Annotated in this window: 2 protein-coding genes; one reads left to right on the forward strand and one right to left on the reverse strand. The window is 50.4% G+C overall.

Features of this window, described 5'->3' with window-relative positions; genetic code table 11:
- Positions 1–42 precede the first annotated feature (42 nt).
- Complete coding sequence (locus HMPREF3066_RS04585; protein ID WP_083286401.1) at positions 43–1,044, reverse strand: hypothetical protein; 1,002 nt, start codon at positions 1,042–1,044, stop codon at positions 43–45.
- A 313-nt stretch (positions 1,045–1,357) separates the two neighbouring features.
- On the opposite strand from HMPREF3066_RS04585, the gene HMPREF3066_RS04590 reads away from it, so the two are divergent.
- The gene (locus tag HMPREF3066_RS04590; protein WP_070440718.1) at positions 1,358–2,653 is read left to right on the forward strand and encodes a M23 family metallopeptidase; all 1,296 of its coding nucleotides are present in this window, start codon (positions 1,358–1,360) and stop codon (positions 2,651–2,653) included.
- Positions 2,654–2,831 lie beyond the last annotated feature (178 nt).

Below are 2,831 nucleotides of genomic sequence, written 5' to 3' on the forward strand. Positions count from 1 at the left end.
TTGCACTTCAAATGCGAATCCGCCGACCTTTTGCGATTCAATTTACCAAATCCCTGTAAACGTTTTTTCAGCCCGCCAAAATTTCCAACGCGATTTGGGTGTGAGTGTTAATACGCCGCCGTTTTCCCCATCGGTCGTCAAGGTCAGTTTTTTCAGACGACCTGTGTGTAGCGCCTGCCAAATCGGGTCGAACCAGCGTTGTTCCCAATCCTGCAAAATATCTTGGTAGGTCAGTACGTCCGCCGTCGACCCGGTAACGGTCAAACCATCCATAAAAATGACGGCAGTGTCTGTTCTTGTTTCTTGCATCCAAGAGGCAAAGGCGCGAAAGTCGTATGGTGCATCTATGCGGCCGGAGGCAAATTGCGCCCACGGGCTGTCGGAGAATAGGGCGGATGATTGCTGCGTCCCTTGAATATCATGCCACAGCCACAGACCGTTTATCGGCGGTGTTCCGAGTTGGTTGCGAATGTTGTTGATCGGGTGTTGGTGCAGCCACATTTGAATTTCTGTCTGCTTTGCTAACCATTGTCCGCTATCTTTGCCCGAGGCTTGTTCAGACGACCCCATTTGTCCGTAAATATCCAATATGGGCTGAATTTGCCAGTCTTGCGGATTGGGTAATAAGACAAGCCACAAATCGGGGCGAACGGGGATAAATCGCCAACCCTCGTCCTGATAAAAATCAGACAGTTCACGGCACAATCTGTCTGCCTCGTCAGTGGCAATACCGATATATTCGCCGCCAACGACGCTGACTTGGTGCAAACCCATCTGCTGCCATAGCGGGGAAGCCAATGCGGCAGGTTGTTGCTGTGGAACGTTTGCAGCAGTTTTTGCGTGTTCGAGCAGACTGCCATCCCATAAATAACGCCCGTAAAATTTTGATGTTTCAACTGCTTGTTTGTGTAAATGTCCGAAGCGCAGCAGACGGTTGAAGGCTGGCAGGATAAGAGGGGGGACGGATTCGTCGCTTTGGCGGTTCAGCGACGGAATGGCAAGGGTCAGGTTCATGGTAGGCGGCAGGTTGGAAAAAAGCATCATTTTAAGGGAGAATGCCGGCCATTCCCAAATGGCTATGGGATAGGGCGTTTGAAGCAATATACGCGATTGTGATATAATTACGGACGTAAATTTCAGAAAAAACGGGTGTAAATCAAAACAATAGCCTTGATAATACGCCCTTGGTTCCCCATTGTGCTGTTTGCCGGACTATGAAAAAGGTCGTCTGAAAGACGGATAAATAGCAGACAGTCTTCTTTTAAATGAAAATCACATTGCCCGTGCGGATTGATAAAGCAGCCGCACCGCCGCATTAAAAGGATAATTCGTGATCGAAACAACCCGATTTCCCTTATTGCGCCGATTTTGGCACAACAAACCTATCCGCTGGTCTCTGTTGGGCATCCTTTTGCCCGTTTCCGGCGCGATGACTGCCTATGCAGTAACCGAACCTGTTCCCGAGTATCAAGGATTTAAAGTCGAGCGCGTTTCTGAAGAGCTGCCGGCGGTTTATGTTGAAACCGGCAATTTTCAGTCCAGTTACTGGGCGCAAGAAGTCGTCCAGCAGGGCGACTCACTCGCCGATGTGCTTACCCGCATGGGGGTCCCCCAAACCGACATCAAGCAAATCATGGCGAAAAACAGTGCGGAACGCGATATGCAACATTTGCGCGCCAACCAGTCTGTCAATATCCGCATCGATGCTTCGGGACAAGTTACCGACGTACAGTTTTTCACGGATGAAGAGCTTGAGCGCAACCTTGTCGCTTTGGAAAAAGTCAAAGGCAAATGGCAGGCTTCTACATCGGAAGTGGATATGAAGACCATGCCGACCCTGCGTTCCGTCGTTGTCCGCACTTCTGCGCGCGGTGCAATGGCGCAGGCGGAAATTCCTGTCGAAATCCGTGAGTCGCTGAGCGAAATTTTCTCCGACGTACTGAGCTTGGAGGATTTGAAAGAAGGCGATGTGATACGATTGCTGTATGACAGCATGTATTTCCGCGGACAACAAATGGGTACGGGCAATATTCTGGCAGCCGAAATTGTCAAAGGCGGTAAAAGCTATCAAGCCTATTATTACAGCCAGGGTAAAGGCGACGAAGAGAGCGGCAGCTATTATGATCAAAGCGGCAAATCGCTCCAGCAAAAAGCGGGCTTCAACATCGAGCCTGTTGTCTATACGCGCATTTCATCCCCGTTCGGTTACCGGGTCCACCCCGTTTTACATACCGTCCGTATGCATACCGGTATTGACTACGCAGCCCCTTCCGGTACGCCGATTAAAGCGACCGCTGACGGCGTGATTACCTTCAAAGGCTGGAAGGGCGGCTACGGTAATACCGTTATGATCCGCCATTCTAACGGCGTTGAAACCTTATACGGGCATATGAGCGCGTTTACGCCTGCCCAAGGTGTGGTGCGTGCAGGCGAAGTGATCGGATTCGTCGGTACGACGGGACGTTCTACCGGTCCGCACCTGCACTATGAAGCACGCGTGAACAGTCAACCTGTCAACCCGACTACGGTTGCCCTGCCGACACCCAAGCTGACGCCAACCAATATGGCTGCATTCCGTCAGCAGCAGAAATCGGCAAATACCATACTTGCCTCTATCCGCGGGTTGCCTGTTTCTGTGGCGCAGTTGGATTAATCAGGCTGCCCATAGTATTGGGGTATGCCTTAAAAGGTCGTCTGAAAACCAGGTTTAAGGTTTCAGACGACCTTTTACATTGGGATGGATACGAAAACTTTTTCCAGTTCATACGGCTTGAGACAAGTTGTTTGGGAGTGGCTTTCAAATATAGTGGATTAAATTTAAACCAGTACGG

The organism is Neisseria sp. HMSC03D10 (genome assembly GCF_001807625.1).
GTDB lineage: Bacteria > Pseudomonadota > Gammaproteobacteria > Burkholderiales > Neisseriaceae > Neisseria > Neisseria mucosa.

What these genes read in the sequence shown, in the direction of transcription:
- HMPREF3066_RS04585 (WP_083286401.1), bottom strand. Translation starts at nt 1,044, where the DNA reads ATGATGCTTTTTTCCAACCTGCCGCCTACCATGAACCTGACCCTTGCC.